8 protein-coding genes are annotated in these 16,696 nt (G+C 32.8%); all 8 read left to right on the top strand.

Annotated elements, in window-relative coordinates:
• Positions 1-47 precede the first annotated feature (47 nt).
• The 8 genes from RCH18_RS11285 to RCH18_RS11320 all read left to right on the top strand — a co-directional run bounded on the left by RCH18_RS11285 (position 48) and on the right by RCH18_RS11320 (position 16,066).
• Complete coding sequence (locus tag RCH18_RS11285; RefSeq protein ID WP_326936862.1) at positions 48-1,643, top strand: DUF4955 domain-containing protein; 1,596 nt, start codon at positions 48-50, stop codon at positions 1,641-1,643.
• A 58-nt stretch (positions 1,644-1,701) separates the two neighbouring features.
• Entirely contained in the window at positions 1,702-3,636 is a 1,935-nt protein-coding gene (locus RCH18_RS11290; RefSeq protein WP_326936863.1) for an alpha-L-fucosidase, read from the top strand.
• Positions 3,637-3,647: 11 nt separating this feature from the next.
• Complete coding sequence (locus RCH18_RS11295; protein WP_326936864.1) at positions 3,648-5,081, top strand: sulfatase family protein; 1,434 nt, start codon at positions 3,648-3,650, stop codon at positions 5,079-5,081.
• A 76-nt stretch (positions 5,082-5,157) separates the two neighbouring features.
• A complete protein-coding gene (locus RCH18_RS11300) occupies positions 5,158-5,868 on the top strand; it encodes a DUF6250 domain-containing protein (protein ID WP_326936865.1) in 711 nt (236 codons plus the stop codon).
• A 662-nt stretch (positions 5,869-6,530) separates the two neighbouring features.
• Positions 6,531-9,665, top strand: a complete 3,135-nt coding sequence (locus RCH18_RS11305; RefSeq protein ID WP_326936866.1) for a SusC/RagA family TonB-linked outer membrane protein — start codon at positions 6,531-6,533, stop codon at positions 9,663-9,665.
• A gap of 22 nt (positions 9,666-9,687) precedes the next feature.
• On the top strand, positions 9,688-11,250 hold the full coding sequence (locus RCH18_RS11310) for a SusD/RagB family nutrient-binding outer membrane lipoprotein (protein WP_326936867.1): 1,563 nt from the start codon (positions 9,688-9,690) through the stop codon (positions 11,248-11,250).
• Positions 11,251-11,389: 139 nt separating this feature from the next.
• Positions 11,390-12,937 (top strand): sulfatase family protein, encoded by a 1,548-nt coding sequence (locus RCH18_RS11315; RefSeq protein WP_326936868.1) that lies wholly within the window; start codon positions 11,390-11,392, stop codon positions 12,935-12,937.
• Between the two features lie 978 nt (positions 12,938-13,915).
• Positions 13,916-16,066, top strand: a complete 2,151-nt coding sequence (locus RCH18_RS11320) for an alginate lyase family protein (RefSeq protein WP_326936869.1) — start codon at positions 13,916-13,918, stop codon at positions 16,064-16,066.
• Positions 16,067-16,696: the final 630 nt, after the last annotated feature.

Consider the following 16,696-nt stretch of genomic DNA (forward strand, 5'->3'; position numbering starts at 1 on the left):
CGAAAAATAGCGAGATTAAATTAAAATTATAAAGTAAATAGAAAATTATGAATCGTATTTTTTATATCCTTTCATCAGTCATTATTTTAAGTACTTCCATTTCTTATTCGCAAGAAGCAGCTATTTGGAAAAAATTTACTGGCGAAATAACCGATCCTAAAATACCAACTTTGTTTGATTACTCCTATGCGGGATATAAACTTGGATCCGAAGGTATTCCTGATCAATTTGCTAACTTAAAAACATTTAATATTGTAGATTTTGGAGCAATACCTAATGATGCCATTTCTGATCAAGTAGCCATTCAAAGTGCAATTGATGCCGCTGAAAAAAATAAAGGAGGTATCGTTTATTTTCCAAAAGGAGAGTTTCTGGTAAATGTAAAGCCCGATAAAACAAATCCTATTGTGATAAAATCCTCCAATATTATTTTGAAAGGAAGCGGTATGGGTAAAAATGGTACTGTTGTAAATATGGTAGATCACATGCTACAAAGAACTCCTGACGAAGCGGAATGGAAAGTAAGCTATATGTTTACTTTTATATCACCCAAGGGAGAAAATGCAAAAACAGCAATTGCAAAAAGTGTAAATGAAGGTGATTTTACCATAGAGGTAGCAGATGGAAGTTTGTTCAAAAACACAAAGTACGTGCAGTTAGAAATGCCATACAATTTAATTGCTGCAAAAGAAGCCTTGAAGGGAAAAGAGCCTCGCCCACACTGGGAGCGCTTATTAGAAAAAGGAGTAATGTATATAGAAAACCATGAAATTAAGAGTATATCAGGTAATACGATTACATTACAAGATCCAGTTATAAATACTATAAAAACGGAATACAACTGGATCGCTAAACCTTTCTATCCTTTAGAAAATGTTGGGGTTGAAGACATTTTTTTTAAAGCTAATTTTAATGATGCGTTTGTGCATCATAAAGATTTTTTACATGACAATGCTTGGTCTATGATTTCAATGCAAAGAGTGGCTAATTCATGGGTTAGAAGATGTAAATTCAGCAATATGACTGGGGCAGTATCTTTAAGTAATAGTTATGCATCTTCCATTTTAATGCTTTTAATTGAGGGAAATGCAGGACATAAATTGACAAATGTTGCCGAGTCTAGTAGAATTTTAACTGGATTGATAACGGATAATACTACTAGCGGTCAATTTCATGGAGCGGCTATGTCTCATAGAACCTCTGGATCTGTGATTTGGCGTGTGAAAACGCCTAAACAAGGATGGGATTCACATGCAGAAATTCCTAAAAACAATTTAGTGGATAGGTATGAAGCTTCTAAGATGACTAATCATGGCGGTTTTCATGGTAATGAACCACATCATTTAGAAGGTTTAACGCTGTGGAATTACAAACGAGTAGGTACACCTGAGCTTAATTATGATTTTTGGAAATTATCAGGAAGAGGAATGTACTGGGGATTTTCAGTTGTAAATCCTATAATTGTTGGTTTACACGGATCAAATACAACTTTTAATGAAGTAAATCTTGGATATCTAGAAAGCTTAGGTAAAGCTGTTCTTCCAGAATCACTGTATGAAGCTCAATTAAAATTCCGTTTGAAAAAGACACCAAAATGGGTGACTTCAAGTCTTAGGGAATGGGAGAAGATGGAGAAACAGTAGATTTATAATTTGATAATAATGTCTTAGCAATAAATATAGAGATTAAAAAACTCAACTGATGAATAAGAATTTTTTATACAAAATAATTGTACTGAGTGGTATTCTTTCTGTGATGTCTTGCAAAACAAATATGCAGAAAGAAACAGTTAAAAATAACGATACTTCAAATGTAAGTACTACACAAATTTCAGAAGAAAACCCGTATGCAGATGCTAATAAGCCTACTAGCTATCAAAGTAACATAGAAGCTTACTATAAAAGCAACACTCCTTCTAAAGTAGATTTACCTTATGAAACGGAGGAAGAATATCAAACACGTATGCAGTGGTGGAAAGATGCTAAATATGGTATGTTTATCCATTGGGGTTTATATTCTGCATTAGGAGGCGAGTACAATGGGAAAGTAACACCAAAGATTGCTGAGTGGATACAAAATACGCTAAAAATACCTGCTAGTGAGTATAAAAAATTAGTGGAGCAGTTTAATCCAGCAAAATTTAATGCTGATCAGTGGGTTTCAGTTGCGAAAGATGCTGGAATGAAATACATGGTCATTACTTCAAAACACCATGATGGGTTCGCATTGTTTGATTCAAAAGTTTCTGAATATGATGTGATGAGCACTCCTTTTAAACGTGATATTATCAAAGAACTAAAGACGGCTTGTGATAAACAAGGGATAAAATTTGGCTTATATTATTCTCATGCTATCGACTGGGATCACCCAGAAGCATATATTGGTGAGGGTGTATTAAGGGAGCGAATGAATACAGTGGATTTTGATGCTACAAAAATGGATAGAGCTAAATATCTAAAAGAAAAATCTTTTCCACAACTTAGAGAAATATTAACCAATTACGGTACTATTGACATCCTTTGGTTTGATATGGGTAAAGGATTGGACAATGAAGAGATTCGTCAGTTTGTAAAAATAGCAAAGGAATTGCAACCAAATATTATTGTTAGCTCAAGAATTGGTGATGAAGTAGCGCCAACGAGTATTAATAAAGATATGTACTTTGACTTCTTTACACCATCTGATAATTATTTTACGGGTGATGATCTTGCTATTCCGTTTGAAATGGCAGGTACTACTAACACCTCTTGGGGATATAGAAAAGACGATCAAGAATGGAGAAAACCACTATTTATGCTTAATTCATTGATAGCATCAGCTAGTAGAAATGGAAATTATCTTTTAAATGTTGGCCCAATGGCAAATGGTCTGATGCCTGAGGAACCCGTTAAGAATTTAAAAATTGCGGGACAATGGCTTAAAGAAAATGCAGAATCTGTCTATAGCACCACTCCTTCCCCTTTTCCATGGAATTACAACTGGGGATATGTGACTCAAAAACCAAATAAAATATACTTAAATGTCTTTAATTGGCCAGTCAGTAATGAAATTGAATTAAATGGAATCTTGTCAAAAGTGGACAAAATCCATGTACTAGGATCAAATAAAAATGTAGCATTTAAACAAAATGGACGTTTTTTGACTATTGATTTGGCAGGTGTCCCAAAAAAGGAATTTGCTACGCCCTTAGTTGTTGACTATAAAGATGCTGTTTTAAAAATCGATCATACTATATCGCAAGGAGTTCACAATGATATACGTTTAGATAGAATTAATAGTGAGTACTTGAAAGAGGAATCATTGTCTTCGTGGCAGTTCACAGTTCATACTCCTGGAAAATTTAAAATCAATATCTTATCTAATGAAAAGGGTAATCATTCAAAACCAGAATGGACAGGCTCAGAACAAAAAGGAAGTGTTCAAGTGGCAGGAAAGATTATCCCTGTAACTTTAAAAAGAGATACTGAAAAAGTAAATCCTACTCTATTTTTTTATAACGAAATAGGCAGTAATGTTGGTGAAGTTGAATTTTTGAAAAAAGGAACCTATACTTTACAATTAAAAGGTTTCAAAATAGGTGCTGATAAATGGACAGAAGGTTTAGGACTGGATAGAATTGAGTTGATAAAGATGTAACACTTATTTTTATGAAACATGTTGACAAAATTAAATTGTTTTATCTTGCTATAATTCTAGCTGTTACAGGCTTGAATGGAGTCAACGCTCAAAAAGTAAAGCAGCCCAATATTATTTTGATAATGACAGATCAGCATCAAGCAGAAGCTTTAAGCATCGCTGGAAATACTGACTTGAAAACACCAAATTTAGATAAATTAGCAAAAAGTGGCATCAGGTTTGAAAAAACCTATGTCACTTTTCCCTTATGCACTCCCTCTCGATCCAGTATGTTTACAGGCAAAATGCCACATAATTTAGGGGTGAATTCTAATGAAGAAGGGGACGAAATTATCAAACCTTCTGAAAAAGGATTAATGCTGGGCAATGTATTACAGCGTGCAGGTTATGATTGCGCTTATGGCGGAAAATGGCATGCTCACGAAGCAAGTATGGTTGCTGGAAACGGCTTTGAAATGATCGCTCCTATGGGAGATATTGGTTTAGCTGAAAAAAGTATTGCGTATTTACAATCACGAAAGAAAACGGAAAAGCCATTTTTTCTAACCGTCTCCTTCGATAATCCCCACAATATTTGTGAGTGGGCAAGAAATGAACCTCTCGCTTACGGTAATATTACCGAAGTCCCGCTAGATCAAACACCTCAATTACCTAAAAATCATATACAAGCTGCTACATTCCCCGAAGTTTTAAAACTAGAGCAAGAAGCGAGTAAAAAAATCTATCCTACAAGTAATTATACGGCAGAGGATTGGCGTCAATATAGGTACACGTATTATAAATTAGTTGAAAAAGTAGATGCTGAAATAGGAAAAATATTAAATGCAATTGATGATCTTGATTTACGTAAAAACACATTAATCATATTTACAAGTGATCACGGAGATGGTAATGCCTCTCATGGCTGGAATCAAAAAACTGCACTAATTGAGGAATCTATCAAAGTGCCTTTTATAGCCAGTTTTGAAGGGAAGATTTTAAAGAATCAAGTTAAAAACACTTTAATTTCTAATGGATTAGACTTATATCCAACGCTCAGTGAGTATGCAGGAGTAGACATACCAAAAACTTTGATAGGTAAAAGTTTAAAAGCTGTTTTCGAAATACCAAATAGTTCAATTGAAAGGGATTTTATTGTAACTGAAACTAAGTTTGATGGAAAAACAGCTTATGGAACAAGCGGAAGAGCAGTAATAGGAAAGCGCTATAAATATGTTTTATATAGTTGGGGCAAAAACAGAGAACAATTATTTGACCTTGAAAATGACTCATTAGAAATGAATAATTTAGTGAACTCAAAAACACATATTAAGATAAAAGATCAATTTAGGAAATACTTATACAATTGGTGTAAAGAAACGAATGACACCTCATTTCTTAAGAAATTGATCTTACCAAGCGACAGCAAATTGTCGTCTAGTTCACTATTTGATAAACCATATTGATAAAAAACTTAAGCAAATTCGCATATTTTTAAAAAATCTAATAACTGTAAATCTGAAGTTAAAAAGTTAAGTAGTTATGAGCGTATTTAAGTCTGACAGAAACGAATTTAAGTATTTAAAATTATGTTTTTTTATATGCATTACGATAGCTTCCATATCCTGTAATTCTTTAAGTGAAGTAAATTTCAATAGAAACTTATTAACGGCAAATAACTGGATTATTGAGCAGCAACCTGGCGGAAAAGTTGAGTTTAGCAATAATGTAATGGAAATCACAGATGCTAAAGGCTGTACCCTTTGGTTTAAACATAAGCTAAGTGCTCCTATTACAATTGAATATGACGCCACAGTAATTAATGCGAACGGCCCTTTAGATAGAGTATCTGATTTGAATTGCTTTTGGATGGCTAACGACCCAAAAAATCCTAATGATTTTTTTAAAGAATCGAAAAACAGACAAGGACTTTTTCCTAATTATCATGAACTAACGCAATATTATGTAGGTTACGGCGGCCATGATAACACTAAAACGCGGTTTAGAAGATATGACGGAAATAAAGACAGACCTCTTTTACCAGAACATGATTTAGATGATAAAAAATTTATGATAGTTCCTAATAAAAAACTTCATATAACTCTTATCGTAAATAAAAATCAAGTTAAATATTTACGTGATGGCGAAATTATATTTGAAATTGTAGATAAAAGTCCATACTTAAGCGGATATTTTGGAATTCGCACCGTAGAAAACCACATGAAAATTGAAAATTTAAAGATTTCAAAATAATGTTTCGATGTTCAATAGAAATTTTAAAAATTATACAGTTTGCCATTTCGGACCATTATTTTGAATAGTATTAGGTTTTATTTTTATTAGTCGAACTTCACAGAAACTCAACATAGTGTTCAAATCCATACTTTGAACGCGCTAAGCGCCATTAGCTTGTATCAACATTTCAAAAGATAGATATTAGGGCAATTTCCTCTATGTAAATTGATTTAAAAATTACTACCACAATTTTTTTTTACATCTTCTGGACTTTACGTCATTTTTAAGAATATGGCTGTTCTATTTTTTAATATAATAATTGTATAGGCGTTAATTTATTTGATAGCGTCAAAAATGAATTGCACTATTATTTTTTTTTAGATAAATAGCATCAATTTATAAATCATACTTCATTTAAATCAGTACGAAATGAAAAGGTTTAAAGTGATAAAAAAATAAGTCTATAAATTATCAATGAAATTGCTTTTAATGAAATAAGATAATACGTTAACAAAATCGCTTAAAGCAGTGACTTTATTAAACTATTGAAAGCAAAAAAAGATATAATGCTTATAATTCGTTAATATATTAATTAATCACAAAATAAAAGAACATAAATTTTTTTCTATGAAAACGTTTTTATATTTTTGGAATTACTATTTTACAACCAACATATACTTATGAAAAAAAAACTTACCTTAAAACATCAACAAATTTCAGATGTTTTTAAACAGCTCCTTATTGGTGTCTTTTTACTTGCGAGTGTAGTTTCTGCACAAGCACAAACTAAAATAATTACAGGATTAGTAACTGATGAACAAAAGATACCGATTCCAGGTGTTTCAGTTGTATTGAAAGGTGAAAAAACTGGAGTACAATCAGACATGAATGGAGAATTCAAAATTCAAGCATCGGCAACAGACCAATTGACACTTTCTTTTGTTGGCTTTGAAACAAAAACCGTAAATATAGGAACTGCAGCAGTCCTGAATGTCGTTTTAGAAACTTCCACTATCGGACTTAAAGATGTTGTGGTCACTGCTTTAGGAATAAAGAAGAGCAAAAGAAATTTAACTTATGCCACACAAACTGTGGAAGTTCAAGATTTAACAAGAGCAAGAGACTTAAATGTAGCCAATTCACTCTCTGGAAAAGTAGCAGGTATTGATATTTCACGTTCTTCTTCAGGATTAGGTGGCTCAACAAGAGTTACTCTTCGTGGTGATCGTTCAATCAGTGGAAACAACCAAGCGCTGTATGTAGTTGATGGAATTCCTATTGATAATTCAGGAGGTGGACCTGAATCAGCAGCTGGAGCAGGTGCTACTAGAGGTAGAGACTTAGGAGACGGAATTTCAAGTATAAATTCTGATGATATTGAGTCTATTAATGTACTCAAAGGCGCATCAGCAACTGCATTATATGGAAGTAGAGCTGCAAATGGAGCTATAATTATTACCACTAAAAAAGGAGGCGATAAAAAAGGACTTGGCGTTTCATATAGTGTTGGTTTTCAGGCAGACACACCACGAATTCTTCAAGAGTTGCAAAACGAATATGGTCAAGGAAACGCTGGAGCATATATAAAATCAGCTGAGCAAAGTTGGGGACCTAAAATGACTGGATCACAAGTTCCAACATGGAGCGTAGATCCTGCTGATGCTGGTAAAACTTATGCATTTAGTGCGCAACCCAATAATATTAAAGATTTTTATAGTACAGGAACTAACTTAGTAAATACAATTGCTTTAAGTGGTGGTATAGAAAAAACACAAGTGTACTTCTCTTATACAAATACTGATGCTACTGGTATTGTTGATAATAACAAACTTAAAAGACATAATGTCAATTTAAGACTTGGCAGACAATTTGGTGAAAAACTAACTCTCGATGCCAAGGTAACTTATCTTAATGAATTGATTAATAATCGTCAAAGAACAGGAGATGCTTTTGACAACGTAAATAGACACGTATCACGTTTACCTAGAAACATAACTACTGAGGACGCCAAGAATTATAGTTATGTGGATGCTACAGGATTTACACGTCAAAATTTTTGGAATCCAGGTTCTAATGGGGGGAGTAATCCCTATTGGACAAAAAATAATGTAACAGCTATCAATGAACGCAACCGTATACTAGGCTTTGCCTCATTGAATTATAAAATTCTTCCAGAGTTAAGTTTAACTTTTAGAACGGGCTTAGATAAATATATTGACGATGTAGAATTAAATTGGGCAAACAATACCTATACAATTGCCGAAAAAGGAAATTATAGAATTGAGCAAAGAGATGTAATGGAATTAAATAATGACTTCCTTTTTAGTTATGACAAAGACATTAATGAGAATTTTACCGTTAGTGCTAATTTTGGAGGAAATATTCAACAGAATAAAATTATATCAAGTTTCACTGATAATGGGGGTTTAATCATAGAAAATTTCTTTACGACTGGTAATGCTGCCGCTGGAACGTTTGATAGATTTATAGTAGAGAGGGAGAAACAATCTTTGTATGCTACGACTGATATTGGGTTTAAAAATTTAGCTACTTTAACGCTTACTGGTAGAAACGACTGGTCTTCTACGCTACCAAAAGGAAATAATTCATACTTTTTCTCCTCAGCGGGTATCAATACTATTGTCTCTGATATCTTTACATTGCCAGCTGTGATAAACTTTGCAAAGATTAGAGCTTCTGTAGCTCAAACAGGTAATGATGCGGATCCATACAATCTGACCCAAACATTTACTAGTGCTGTAGGTGGTAATGGTGTTATTATTAATCGTGATCCTCGACTTCCTATTTCTAATTTAAAACCAGAAATAACAACTTCGCAAGAAGCAGGATTGGATTTAAGACTTTTAGATAACAGAATTAATATCGAGTTTACTTGGTTTAATAGTAATTCTAAAAACCAATTACTACCTGTAACACTTCCAGCAGCTTCGGGCTGGACTTCAGAATTTATTAATGCTGGTAATGTACAAAATAGTGGAATCGAACTTACCGTTGGAGCTAAAATCCTAAAACAATCTGAATTGAAGTGGGATGTAACTGTCAACTATTCTAAAAATAAAAATGAGGTGATAGATATTTCGCCAACATTAAATGAGTTCGTTTTAGGTGGTGGTGATTTTATGAATACCGTAAAAGTGATAAAGGGAAGACCTTATGGAGAGTTATTTAGTCGTGGTTATACACGTAATGCAACAGGACAAGTAGTTGTTGATGCTAATGGATTACCCATAATTACAGGAGCGCAAAATGTTTATCTAGGTAATACAAGACCTGACTGGACTGGAAGTGTTATGAATAGATTTTCTTACAAAGAGGTATTTTTTAGCTTTTTAATAGGAGCACGTATTGGTGGAGTAGTTTCCTCATACACTAATGCAAATACTTATGGTGATGGTATAGCTGAAGCTACATTAGCAGGTCGCGATGGATTTGTTTTTGATGGTGTTTTCGCTGACGGCACAGCTAATAACAAAACAATTACAGCAGAGCAATATTGGACTAAAGTAGGTGGAAGAAATACTCCTGCAGGTGAAGTGTTTACATATAGTGCTTCTAATATTCGCTTAAGAGAAGTCGTTCTAGGATTTAATTTGCCAAAAGAAATATTTAAAAAGACCGTTTTCCAAAATGCAAGTTTATCCTTTTCAGGTAGAAATTTATTTTTCTTTAAAAATAACGCGAAAGGATTTGATCCAGAATCAGTGGTGGGAACAGCCAATAGTTCCGTGGGTATAGAAGCTTTTTCGGCTCCATCAACCCGTACTTATGGCGCTACACTTAACTTAACATTTTAACGAACTAAAAAACACAGAAGCTATGAAAAAGATATTAAATTATACACTTCTTATAGTGCTTACAGTAAGTATTGTCGCTTCCTGTACGGCAGACTATGAGGAATTAAATACCAATAAAAACAAAATATCAGAGATAAATAATGCATCATTAGAATATGTATTTTCAGCAGCACAATATGGTGGGATTTTTGGTAGAAGAGGACCATTTCAATTGTTTCAAGCACTTTACTCTGACTTACAATCTCAATATTTTGCCACAACTGCTAGAAACTTCACCTCAGATAGAAATCAAATGGTAGGAAACTGGTTAAACGGTGGTTGGAATCATTTTTATGGCATTGCCAATGCACAAATGGATGTTGTACTAGATAATACCAAGCCTGGAGGAAAATTGGAAGACCCAGTAAAAAATGCTATTGCTAAAATATGGAAAGTTTATATGTTTATGCCTGTAACAGATTATTGGGGGGCAGTTCCGTATTTTGAAGCAGGTAATGGTAAAAATGTGGTGTTATATGATAGCCAAGAAGATATTTACAATGATTTTTTTAAAATTTTAAAAGAAGCTACTGTAGTATTAAATGGGTATACTGGTACAGCTAAAGTTTTTGCTAAAGGAGATTTGATATATGGTGGAGACGTTAAAAAATGGCTAAAATTGGGTAATACTTTACGATTAAGAGCTGCCATGCGTATTTCTATAAAAAAACCAGCTATGGCAAAAATAGAAGCTGAAGCGGCGGTAGCAGCTCCTGGAGGCTTACTTCTATCTAATGCTGATAATGCATTTTTAATATCATCGGCTACAACTCCTAATCCTCTTGCAGATATTTCAAATTATTCAGAATTTAGGATGAGTGCTGCAATGGAAAGCGTTTTAAAAGGATATAATGATCCACGTTTACAGAAATTCTTTAATCCAGCTGCTTCAAGTGGAGCCTATAAAGGAATAAGAAATGGTATGACTCCAACTCAAATGTCACTACCATCAAATGCAAATAATGCAAATTCAAATATTAATTCTGCTTTTGGTTTTGATAATAGATTTATTGCCCCTTGGACAGTCTTTACAGCTTCTGAAACCTATTTTTTATTAGCTGAAGGAAAATTGAACAATTGGGATATGGGAAATGGAACAGCAGAAAGTTTTTATAATGCTGGTATTACAGCATCGCTTGATCGTTGGGGTGTCAAAGATGCAGCTGTAATTAGCACATATATAACTGGAACTAGCTTGCCAATTGCTTTAGGAGATGTAAACAACACACCAGCATTGACTACTATTCCTGTTGCATTTGCAGCTACGGTTGCATTACAACGCGAACAAGTGGGTACTCAAAAATGGTTGGCATTATATCCTTATAGCCCAGAAGCCTGGTCTGAATTTAGACGTACTGGTTTTCCTAAACTTTATCCTCGCTTAAATTCTGACAACACTGACTCACCTGCTACAGATGCCGCTAGCGTTAGAAGAACAACCTACCCTCCTATTGAAGCTGCTGTAAATCCGCAGGGACTTGCATCGGGAATTGCAAAATTAGGCGGAGCAGATAAAACAAGTACTAAAGTTTGGTGGAATCAATAAATAAAAACACCATTTTCATACAACTGTTCTTTAGTTTATGTAAACTTTAAACAGCACTTGTAAATAGCAGAAAACAGTTGTTTCTGCTATTTACAAGTATTTTTTTTATAAATTGTCACTAATATTAAATCAATTCTAAATGAAACAAAATCTAATTTTGAGCTGCTTATCTGTATTGAGTTTCGGCTTATTTGCTCAAACATCAAACACAACTACTGCAGTAAAAAAACCCAATGTTATTTTTATTTATGCTGATGATTTGGGCTATGGAGACTTAAGTTCGTATGGTGCCACTAAACTTAATACACCACACTTAGATAAACTAGCCCGTAATGGCGTCCGTTTTACTAATGGTCATGCCACTTCTGCAACTTGTACACCTTCCAGGTATGCGCTACTTACTGGCGAATATCCTTGGAGAAAATCAGGAACTGGAATTTTACCAGGTGATGCCGCTTTAATAATTCCTACCAACAAAACTACCTTGCCAATATTATTTCAAAAAGCAGGTTATAAAACAGCGATTGTCGGAAAATGGCATTTAGGACTGGGAGAACAAGTTGCTAAAAATTGGAACGGTGAAATTAAACCCGGACCAAATGAGGTTGGTTTTGATTATTCTTATATATTTCCAGCGACTGCAGATCGAGTACCAACCGTTTTTATGGAAAATCGTAAAGTGGTCGCGCTAGATCCTTCGGATCCTATTTTAGTAGATTATAAAAATAAAGTTGGCAATGATCCCACTGGAAAAGAACATCCTGAATTACTAAAAATGAAATCTTCACCAGGACAAGGACATGAAAACACTATTGTAAATGGAATAGGAAGAATTGGCTATATGAGTGGAGGAAACAAAGCTAGATGGGTCGATGAGGAAGTTTCAACTACTTTTTTAACAAAAGCTAAAGAATATATTGAGGAAAATAGTAAAAGCCCATTTTTTTTATATTTCACTCTTACAGAACCACACGTTCCCCGTATGCCTGCAACAATGTTTAAAGGAAAAAGCGGTTTAGGTTATAGAGGTGATGTTATTTTACAACTCGATTGGACAGTAGGCGAAATCATGAAACAACTGGAAGAGTCGGGTATAACTAATAATACAATGGTTATTTTTTCTAGTGATAATGGAGCGGTATTGGATGATGGTTATCAAGATGAAGCAGTTACGCAATTGAATGGACATACGCCAAACGGAATTTTACGCGGTGGAAAGTATAGTGTATTAGAAGCAGGAACAAGAGTGCCATTTATAATAAGCTGGCCTGGAGTGACTCAACAAAAAGTTTCTACAGCCATGGTAAGCCAAATGGATTTATTAGCCTCTTTCTCTAATCTATTAAATCAACCTATTCCAGCGGGTGACGCTCCAGATAGTGTAAATACGATAGATGCATTTTTAGGAAAATCAGATATTGGAAGATCAGTGCTTATCAAGCAAGGTGGGAATGTTTTAGGTAAAGGAGGAACATTAGGAATTGTAAAAGACGGTTGGAAATTTATACCGCCAAATAATGGAAGCCCCTATGAAAAATTAGTAGACATTGAAACGGGAAATTCCACTGATCCTCAACTCTATAACTTAAATGATGATTTAGGTGAAAAATATAACATAGCCAAAAAATATCCAAAAAAAGTAAAAGAATTAGCAAAGCTACTTGAAAATGAAATAAATAAATCTTAAGAGCATTATTCACTAAAAAAGAACTGCAGATTTACTGTTATTAAATGAGAATATAAAAAATAGTATTCAAACGACAGTATTTTTTAAGAGATTTAGTAATTACTTACACCGCAGATTCGCAGATTTTTTATTTTAAATTTTTAAAGATCTGTGCATCTGCGGCTAATTTTTTAAAGAAACTTAAAATACAAACTTCAATTCTTTAAATTTTATTAAACGCTGATAAACTTTTTACAGAATTAATTATTAACCAATGGAAATACACCGCAGATTCGCAGATTATTTAAATTAAAATCTGTGAATCTGTGGCTAATTTTTTAAAGAAACTTAAAATACAAGCCTCATGACTTCTAATTTTGCATATTGCTGATAAAATTTTACAGAATTAACTTTTGACTAATAAAAATACACCGCAGATTCGCAGATTATTTAAATTAAAATCTATGAATCTGTGGCTACTTTTTTAACAAACATAAAATACAAGCGTCAAGACTTTTAATTTTGTATAATGCTGATAAACTTTTTACAGAATTAATTATTAACCAATGGAAATACACCGCAGATTCGCAGAATATATGATTTAAAATCTGTGAATCTGTGGCTGCTTTTTTAACGAAACATAAAACGCAAACCTGACTACTCTAAATTTTATTAAACGCTGATAAACTTTGGAAAACCAACATAGTAACTAATCAAAAAGCACCGCAGATTCGCAGATTATTTAAATTAAAATCTGTGAATCTGTGGCTAATTTTTTAACGAAACATAAAACACAAACCCGAATACTCTAAATTTTATTAAACGCTGAAAACTTTTTAAAGAATTAACTATCAAACAATAGAAATACACCGCCGATTCGCAGATTATATAATTTAAAATCTGTGAATCTGTGGCTAATTTTTTAACTCAAGCTAAATACAATAACAGTAAACATTTTCAATTTTATTTGACGATCTATAATCCTACTCTATTATGAAAATGAAATTCATCCACTTATTCCTGATTTATTTATTAATCAATTCTCTATCTATTATTGCTCAAAAAAAAGAAATTTTCGAAAAATTAAATTTAGGCCTTCCCGCTCTCGAATCAGTTAATCTGCAAATCCAGAGAGGTCAAAGCAAATTAGCCGCAAAAAATCTTTTAGAATATTACCAACAAAAACAAAACTTGTTTCTTAAAGTCAATAAACAAGATCTTACTTTTATTAAGCAGAATTATTCTGAAGATGTAAAAAATACTATTGCAAAAGCAGAATTAGTTTTAGATAAAAACTTTATATTTAGAGATGATTGGGATATGGAAAAAACCAATATCCCCTATCAATTTAAAGGACAAATTGACTGGAAAGCAATGCCAAATGGCGATGAGGAATGGTGCTTTATGTTGAATCGTCATAAGTATTGGATTGATTTAGGAAGAGCTTATTATTTAACTGGTAATGAAAAATATGCTAAAGCTTTTGTAGAGCAAGCAGAGCATTGGATCGACAATAATCCATTAGAAGATCGCTTAAAAAAATTATCATGGAGACGAATCGAAGCGGGAATTCGTTGTGAAAACTGGGTAAAAGCATTCGAATATGTAAAAAATGCTAAAAGTATAACGCCTGCATTTTTGACTAAATTTATGTTATCACTATATCAGCATGGTGAATATTTGAATAGTTCATTTTCAGCATTTTCACAAACCAGTAACTGGGGTGTGTTAGAATTTCAAGGTTTATTTACGCTGTCTCATTTTTTTTCAGAATATAAAATAGCTCCGCAGTGGCAGAGAGATGCACTTGCCAATTTAGAAACCTGTATTAAGTTACAGGTTTTAGACGATGGCAGTCAATGGGAGCAATCACCTATGTATCATAACGAAGTTTTTCACTGTTACATGAACGTAAATCTTATTGCTCAAACAAAAAATTTAAAATTGCCAGAAATTATTATAGATAAAACCAAGGATATGGCTTACGCCAACGTAAAATGGCAGAAACCTAATTTTCATCAACCACTTTTAGGTGATAGTGATGATACTGATTTAAGAGGAATTCTCACACTAAGTAGTTACTTATTTGACGATCCTGTTTTGAAATCAAGAGCTTTTGATAACTTAGATTACGAGACTTATTTTTTATTAGGTTCAAAAAATAGTGATCAGTATAAAAACATACTAACGAAAAATCCAGATTTTACCTCTATCTATCAGCAGAGTTCAGGAGATTTCTTTATGCGTTCCAGCTGGAATCGAGATGCGGCTTATACAGGATTTCATTTAAAAAAATTAGGTTGTGGACACGGTCATGATAATTTGCTGCACTTTACAATTTATGCTAATAATCAAGATTATTTAATAGACAGCGGCCGATTCTCTTATGTTGATAATGACTGGCGCAAATTTTTTAAAAGTAATAGTAGTCATAATACATTAAGTGTGGATAATCTTCCTAACAGTATTTACAAAGATTCATGGCTTAATGAAACCGAAGCGAGATCACAAGGCGATTTTACTGTAACGACGTCACTATATGATTATGGAGAAGCTGAAAATACCGCTTACAAAAGATTAAAAGATCCTGTTTCTATAAAAAGAAGAATGTTATTTCTAAAACCTAATATCTGGGTTGTATTTGACAGTTTTTCAGCTAACGGTAGTCACACTTATACGCAATACTTTAATTTCCCAGACAAAAATATCGTTATTAAAGACGATGGATTGAGCACAACTTTTCTGAAAAATAATTTAAGAATCCAGCCCGTTAAAAATACTACTATAAAACTAGTGGATTCCTGGTTTTCTCCCGAGTATAATCTTAAAAAAGAAAATTTACGAGCTGAAATTAGTAGAGAAGGTAATGGATTTGACTCATTTATTTCCGTTTTATACTTTCCTGAACAAACAAATTTAAAGTATCAAAAAATTCCAGTATATAATAGAAGTGATATTTTATTGCTTGACAGTGAAGCCGAGGCAATAAAAATTACTAGTAACGATGTGGAATACACTTTGCTTGTAGTTCATAACTCACCTGTTCCAGCGGCTAATTTTTTCAAAGTCAATAATATTTTAGTACGGGGAGAAGTAATTTTGATCGAAAAAAACAAAAAAGAAACTACAACTTATATCATCAAAGAATAATTAAAAATAGTCGCTATTAAAATTTATCCTAAGTAATTAGCAGAAAATAATGCCGCTATTCTTTACCATATAAGCCATATAAGCTTTCAGTATAATCTTTTAAAAGTTTTGAATTAAGTAATAGTAATTATATAATGTCGTATTTTTAAATATAACAAAAAGAATTTAACAAGCTGATTTTTAGTTGTTTTTCCTAATATTGATGCTTTTGACTTTACGACTTTTAAACTTTCGACTTACTTAGATAAGATTAAAGGATAATTGATTAGTATCAATTCAAGAACACATAAGTAACTAAACCATAACAGCTAACTACGACAATAATTTATTCACATATTTTACAATCTATTTAAATAAATTATTTCGGTAGGATATTGTCATATACTTTGATTTTTCTGTTGCATAAATGCAATTTATAATTACAAAGAATGACACAGCGAAAGTAATGCTATCTTATAAACATCACTGAATATAATACTGCAACATTTAGAATCATGCTCTTTGAATAATAGCATATTTATAAAAAATTTAAAAATTTTGCTGAAAACAACATGGCCTAAATACTGATCTTTTAAATCGTAAAAATCATTCTGTAATCGATTGATTATATTTTCATAAATCAATACTAAT

This window comes from Flavobacterium sp. PL11 (genome assembly GCF_035985025.1).
In the GTDB taxonomy this organism is placed as follows: domain Bacteria; phylum Bacteroidota; class Bacteroidia; order Flavobacteriales; family Flavobacteriaceae; genus Flavobacterium.

Coding starts and splice junctions, on each gene's coding strand:
- RCH18_RS11315 (WP_326936868.1), top strand. CDS start 11,390: ATGAAACAAAATCTAATTTTGAGCTGCTTATCTGTATTGAGTTTCGGC.
- RCH18_RS11300 (WP_326936865.1), top strand. CDS start 5,158: ATGAGCGTATTTAAGTCTGACAGAAACGAATTTAAGTATTTAAAATTA.
- RCH18_RS11310 (WP_326936867.1), top strand. CDS start 9,688: ATGAAAAAGATATTAAATTATACACTTCTTATAGTGCTTACAGTAAGT.
- RCH18_RS11295 (WP_326936864.1), top strand. CDS start 3,648: ATGAAACATGTTGACAAAATTAAATTGTTTTATCTTGCTATAATTCTA.
- RCH18_RS11320 (WP_326936869.1), top strand. CDS start 13,916: ATGAAATTCATCCACTTATTCCTGATTTATTTATTAATCAATTCTCTA.
- RCH18_RS11290 (WP_326936863.1), top strand. CDS start 1,702: ATGAATAAGAATTTTTTATACAAAATAATTGTACTGAGTGGTATTCTT.
- RCH18_RS11305 (WP_326936866.1), top strand. CDS start 6,531: ATGAAAAAAAAACTTACCTTAAAACATCAACAAATTTCAGATGTTTTT.
- RCH18_RS11285 (WP_326936862.1), top strand. CDS start 48: ATGAATCGTATTTTTTATATCCTTTCATCAGTCATTATTTTAAGTACT.